The 5,085-nt window shown below is 69.1% G+C and carries 6 protein-coding genes; 5 read left to right on the forward strand and 1 reads right to left on the reverse strand.

Annotated elements, in window-relative coordinates:
* Positions 1-301 precede the first annotated feature (301 nt).
* The 3 genes from B7X32_RS18270 to B7X32_RS18280 all read left to right on the forward strand — a co-directional run bounded on the left by B7X32_RS18270 (position 302) and on the right by B7X32_RS18280 (position 3,373).
* Positions 302-862: a hypothetical protein gene (locus B7X32_RS18270; protein ID WP_292722918.1), complete on the forward strand. Its 561-nt coding sequence runs from the start codon at positions 302-304 to the stop codon at positions 860-862.
* Positions 863-924: 62 nt separating this feature from the next.
* Entirely contained in the window at positions 925-2,994 is a 2,070-nt protein-coding gene (gene uvrB / locus B7X32_RS18275) for an excinuclease ABC subunit UvrB (RefSeq protein WP_292722921.1), read from the forward strand.
* 46 nt (positions 2,995-3,040) lie between these two features.
* Entirely contained in the window at positions 3,041-3,373 is a 333-nt protein-coding gene (locus B7X32_RS18280) for a TfoX/Sxy family protein (protein ID WP_292722923.1), read from the forward strand.
* A gap of 74 nt (positions 3,374-3,447) precedes the next feature.
* Here the strand turns inward: B7X32_RS18280 and B7X32_RS18285 are convergent, their stop codons facing one another.
* Positions 3,448-3,693 carry a hypothetical protein gene (locus B7X32_RS18285; protein ID WP_292722925.1) on the reverse strand — a complete coding sequence of 82 codons (246 nt, stop codon included), beginning with the start codon at positions 3,691-3,693 and terminating at the stop codon, positions 3,448-3,450.
* A gap of 45 nt (positions 3,694-3,738) precedes the next feature.
* Between B7X32_RS18285 and B7X32_RS18290 the strand changes: the two genes are divergently transcribed.
* Both B7X32_RS18290 and B7X32_RS18295 read left to right on the forward strand, forming a co-directional pair.
* The gene (locus B7X32_RS18290; protein WP_292722930.1) at positions 3,739-4,182 is read left to right on the forward strand and encodes a MarR family transcriptional regulator; all 444 of its coding nucleotides are present in this window, start codon (positions 3,739-3,741) and stop codon (positions 4,180-4,182) included.
* 86 nt (positions 4,183-4,268) lie between these two features.
* Positions 4,269-4,979 carry a DUF4129 domain-containing protein gene (locus tag B7X32_RS18295; protein WP_292722933.1) on the forward strand — a complete coding sequence of 237 codons (711 nt, stop codon included), beginning with the start codon at positions 4,269-4,271 and terminating at the stop codon, positions 4,977-4,979.
* Positions 4,980-5,085 lie beyond the last annotated feature (106 nt).

Below are 5,085 nucleotides of genomic sequence, written 5' to 3' on the forward strand. Positions count from 1 at the left end.
TATCGAGCGCTCGGGGCTGCGCAAGGTCACGACCACGACACCGTACGTCTGGACGCGCGGGGGCTGAAGCCGCCCGGCGACCGCTCGCAGGGTTTGTTCGTATGGTTTGCAATATTACCCCAGGACGATATATCATCGCCTGTGGGGCAGCGCCGGGACGCGCTGTGGGGACAATGGGGAAAGCTCTGGGGAGTTTCTGGGTGCTGGACGCGTGGCGTCTCCGTCGTGCGCGTCGACCCTGAGACGCGCGCGATCTCGGTTTCCGAGCCTTCGGCTCAACCGATATCTGGAGTGCAACATCATGACCGACGTCAAGAGCGGCCTCTCGCGCCGTACCGTGATCAAGGGGGCAGCGTGGTCGGTGCCCGTCATCGCCGTCGCCGCCACCGCACCGATGGCCGCAGCGAGCACCACCACCAACCCGAAGAGCGTCGGACCGCTCGTCGAGTCCTCGCCGAATGTGAAGGACAGCGTGCTCTCGGCGTCCTCCTCGCGGGTCGAGGCATGCTTCCCCAGCGACACCTTCTCCCTGCCCTTCAACCTGATCGCCACGGTCACGTTCGACAACAGCGACCCGGCGTTCTCCCTCGCCGGGGCCACCGTCACCTCGGCCGGGAACGTCTGGACCGTCGCCAGCCGCACCGCGACGTCTGTGACGCTGACGGCGACGCAGACGGTGACCTGCTACAGCGGGATCACGGGGTTCGACCTGGCGTACAACGCCGGTTCGGCCGTGCCCCCGCTGAACTCGCTCACTCTGAACATCTCGGGCGTGAGCACGGACGGAACCCGCAAGATCGACGGCCTCATCTCGTCCCTCGACAACGGCCCTGTCGTCGGGCCGAAGGTCCACGACGCCTGAACGGCCCTCGCATCAGAGGAGCCTCCGACGCCAATGTCGGAGGCTCCTCGTAGTGTTAAGGGATGCAACCCACACGTTCGGTCCGGCCGTTCGAAGTCATCTCGGAGTACTCGCCCGCCGGCGACCAGCCGCAGGCCATCTCCGAACTCGCGGCACGCATCAACGCGGGCGAGACCGACGTGGTGCTGCTCGGCGCGACCGGAACCGGCAAGTCCGCGACGACGGCCTGGCTCATCGAGCAGGTGCAGCGGCCCACGCTCGTGCTCGCGCACAACAAGACGCTCGCGGCGCAGCTCGCGAACGAGTTCCGCGACCTCATGCCGAACAACGCGGTCGAGTACTTCGTCTCGTACTACGACTACTACCAGCCCGAGGCCTACGTCCCCCAGACGGACACCTTCATCGAGAAGGACTCCTCGGTCAACGCCGAGGTCGAGCGACTGCGCCACTCCACGACCAACTCGCTGCTCAGCCGTCGCGACGTGGTGGTCGTCTCCACGGTCTCGTGCATCTACGGCCTCGGCGCCCCCGAGGAGTATCTGCGGGCGATGGTCGCGCTGCAGGTGGGGGAGCGGTACGACCGCGACGCGCTGATCCGGCAGTTCATCGCGATGCAGTACAACCGCAACGACGTCGACTTCTCCCGCGGCAACTTCCGCGTGCGCGGCGACACGATCGAGATCATCCCGGTCTACGAGGAGCACGCGATCCGCATCGAGCTGTTCGGCGACGAGATCGAGGCGCTGTACTCGCTGCACCCGCTCACCGGCGAGGTGATCGCGAAGCTCGATTCCGTGCCGATCTTCCCGGCCTCGCACTACGTGGCGGGCACCGACGTCGTACAGAGGGCGATCGGCCAGATCGAGGACGAGCTCACCGACCGCCTCGCCGAGCTCGAGCGCCAGGGCAAGCTGCTCGAGGCGCAGCGGCTGCGCATGCGCACCAGTTTCGACCTGGAGATGCTGCAGCAGCTCGGGTTCTGCTCCGGCATCGAGAACTACTCGCGGCACATGGACGGACGCGAGGCGGGGGAGCCGCCGCACACCCTGCTGGACTTCTTCCCCGACGACTTCCTCCTCGTGATCGACGAGTCGCATGTCACGGTGCCGCAGATCGGCGCGATGTACGAGGGCGACGCGTCGCGCAAGCGCACGCTGGTCGATCACGGCTTCCGGCTGCCGAGCGCGCTCGACAACCGCCCGCTGCGGTGGGACGAGTTCAAGAACAGGATCGGGCAGACCGTCTACCTGTCCGCGACACCCGGCAAGTACGAGATGGGGATCGCGGACGGCGTCGTCGAGCAGATCATCCGTCCGACCGGTCTGTTGGATCCGCAGATCGTCGTCAAGCCTTCGAAGGGGCAGATCGACGACCTGCTCGAGGAGATCCGCCTCCGTGTCGAGCGCGACGAGCGCGTGCTCGTCACGACGCTCACGAAGAAGATGGCGGAGGAGCTCACCGACTTCCTCGGCGAGCACGGCGTCAGGGTGCGCTATCTGCATTCGGACGTCGACACGCTGCGCCGCGTCGAACTCCTCACCGAACTGCGGGCGGGCGTCTACGACGTGCTCGTCGGCATCAACCTGCTCCGTGAGGGCCTCGACCTGCCCGAGGTGTCGCTCGTCGCGATCCTCGACGCGGACAAGGAGGGGTTCCTCCGCAGCGGCACGTCGCTCATCCAGACCATCGGCCGCGCGGCCCGCAACGTGTCGGGCGAGGTGCACATGTACGCCGACAACATGACGGACTCGATGCGCAACGCGATCGACGAGACGGAGCGGCGCCGCGAGAAGCAGATCGCGTACAACACCGCGAACGGCATCGATCCGCAGCCGCTCCGCAAGCGCATCGCCGACATCACCGACGTGCTGGCCCGCGAGGGGGCGGACACGGCCGAGATGCTCGCCAAGCGCACGAGGTCCGGGCGCGGCAAGTCGCCGACGCCGAACCTCCGCCGCGAGGGCATCGCGGCGGAGGGCGCAGAGCAGCTCGAGGACACGATCGCCGATCTGTCCGCGCAGATGCTCGCGGCGGCCGGGGAGCTCAAGTTCGAACTCGCTGCACGACTGCGCGACGAAGTGCAGGACCTGAAGAAGGAGCTGCGCGCGATGGAGCGGGCCGGGCACGCCTGACGCGTGTCACGTGTTCCCGGTGGGGTCAACGGGCGGAGGAGACGGCATGGTCGATGCGGCGGTTGTCGAACTGGCCGACCGGATCCGCGCCTTGCTGGGCGGCGCGGGTGAGATCGAGGAGCGTGCGATGTTCGGCAGTCGCGCCTTCCTCAGCGATGGGCACATCCTCGTCGGGGCGCGTAAAGGCGGGGCGCTGCTGGTGCGCGTCGGGGCGGAGCGCGCCGCGATGCTTCTGACCGAGCGCGGCGTGACGCGTGCGGTCATGGGAGCGCGCACGATGAGCGAGAACTGGCTCGACGTGTCTCCCGACGCGATCGCGGACGATGCCGCGCTCATGCACTGGATCGACGTCGCACGGGAGGATGCCGGCGCGGCGTGACGCCGCTCCGGCGTCGCTCCCCGGCGTGCCGCGGACGGCGGGTCGGACTCAGGCCGGCACGGATCGCTGGAGGCTCAGGGGCAGTGCATGAGCGGCTTCGGGCCGCTGCGGTCGATCTCGTGGGCCGTCATCGGCTCGCCGCACAGCGGGCACGCGCGCTGCGCACGCTCCGCGGCGGACGGCGGAGGCGTCGTCTCATAGGGTCCGACGGAGGCCGGGCCGGCGAAGCGGATCAGATTCGTGTTGAACCACGCGTACAGTCCGCCCGCCTCACGGATGCGCTGCCGGAGCGGCGGGCGCTCCGCGGGAGTGTTGGTCATGATGATTAGTGTACTAATGATTAGGGCAGTTGGTAACATCGTCAGGTGACCGACTCCACACCCGACGACCTGCTCCGCCTGGAGAACCAGCTGTGCTTCGCCCTCGTGACGGCGGCGCGGAACGTGGTCGGCATCTACCGCCCGATCCTGGAGCCGCTCGGGCTCACGCACCCCCAGTACCTCGCGATGCTCGCGCTGTGGGAGCAGTCCCCGCGGTCGCTCGGCGATCTCGCGAACGCCCTGGCGATGGATCCGGCGACGGCTTCGCCGCTCGTCAAGCGCCTCGAATCCGATGGTCTGATCGAGCGGCGCCGCAGCGCCGCCGATGAACGCCGGCTCGACATCGCCCTCACGGCGAAAGGAGCGGAGCTCCGGACACAGGCGCTGGACGTGCCGCGGCAGGTGATGGCGAGGCTCGGGATGTCGGTGTCCGAGGTCGAGTCCGTGCGCGACGGGCTGATCCGCTTCGCCGGCGCCGTCGAGCTCTGACGAACCGCCGCAGGCGGCCCGGCATGGTGCACGACCTGCCGCGGGGCGTGATCGCGGGGACGGGTGCCAGCACGTAGGGTGAGGGCATGGTCCGCGACGACCCGCGAGTTCGCATGTCTCCGCTGGCGGGAGCACTCGCGGGCGTGGTGCTGCTGGCAGCGCTGCTGATGGCGATCGCCGCTTTGCAGGGGGTACCGCAGTTCGGCGACATCGCGGTCGAGCGCCGGAGCCCGCTGCCCACCCCCACGAGCGGGACGCAGGCGCCGGACGGCGCGCAGGTCGGGCAGATCCCCGACAGCCCACTCCTCGGCGTCATCGTCGTCGTCGTCGAACTCGTGATCGCCGCAGGCTTCCTGGCGCTCCTCGCGTGGCTGTTCTGGCGACTGGCCCGCGCCCTGTGGGCGGCCCGCCCCCTGAGCCGTGAGACGGGCGGCGCCGGCGATGCCGGCACGGGCGCCGTCGCCGGAGACGACGCCGTGGACGCGGGAGCGATCCGCAGCGCGGCCGCGGATGCGCAGCAGGCGGTCGACGCCCACCGCGACCCGGGCGACGCGATCGTCGCCGCGTGGGTGCATCTGGAGGAGGCCGCGGCTCGCGCCGGCCGATCCCGTCTCCCGTCCGAGACGCCAGGGGAGTTCGCCGTGCGGATCCTGCGTCGGCGACCGGGCGTGGATGCCGAGCTCGAGACGCTGCTGGGGCTTTACGAGTCCGTGCGATTCGGTGGCGAGCAGGCCGATGAGAGCGGACGTGCGACCGCACGACGTTGTCTCGCGATCGTCGAGGAGGCGTGGCGGTGAGGCGCTGGATCGTGCTGGTCGTCCTCTGGATCGTCCTCGGCGTTCCGGCCGCGCTGCTGCTCGACTTCCTCGGCGTCCCGCTTCCCTTCGGCATCGCCTGGATCCT

Source organism: Microbacterium sp. 13-71-7 (assembly GCF_002257455.1).
Classification (GTDB): Bacteria; Actinomycetota; Actinomycetes; order Actinomycetales; family Microbacteriaceae; genus Microbacterium.

What these genes read in the sequence shown, in the direction of transcription:
- B7X32_RS18285 (WP_292722925.1), bottom strand. Translation starts at nt 3,693, where the DNA reads ATGACCAACACTCCCGCGGAGCGCCCGCCGCTCCGGCAGCGCATCCGT.
- uvrB (WP_292722921.1), top strand. Translation starts at nt 925, where the DNA reads ATGCAACCCACACGTTCGGTCCGGCCGTTCGAAGTCATCTCGGAGTAC.
- B7X32_RS18270 (WP_292722918.1), top strand. Translation starts at nt 302, where the DNA reads ATGACCGACGTCAAGAGCGGCCTCTCGCGCCGTACCGTGATCAAGGGG.
- B7X32_RS18280 (WP_292722923.1), top strand. Translation starts at nt 3,041, where the DNA reads ATGGTCGATGCGGCGGTTGTCGAACTGGCCGACCGGATCCGCGCCTTG.
- B7X32_RS18295 (WP_292722933.1), top strand. Translation starts at nt 4,269, where the DNA reads ATGGTCCGCGACGACCCGCGAGTTCGCATGTCTCCGCTGGCGGGAGCA.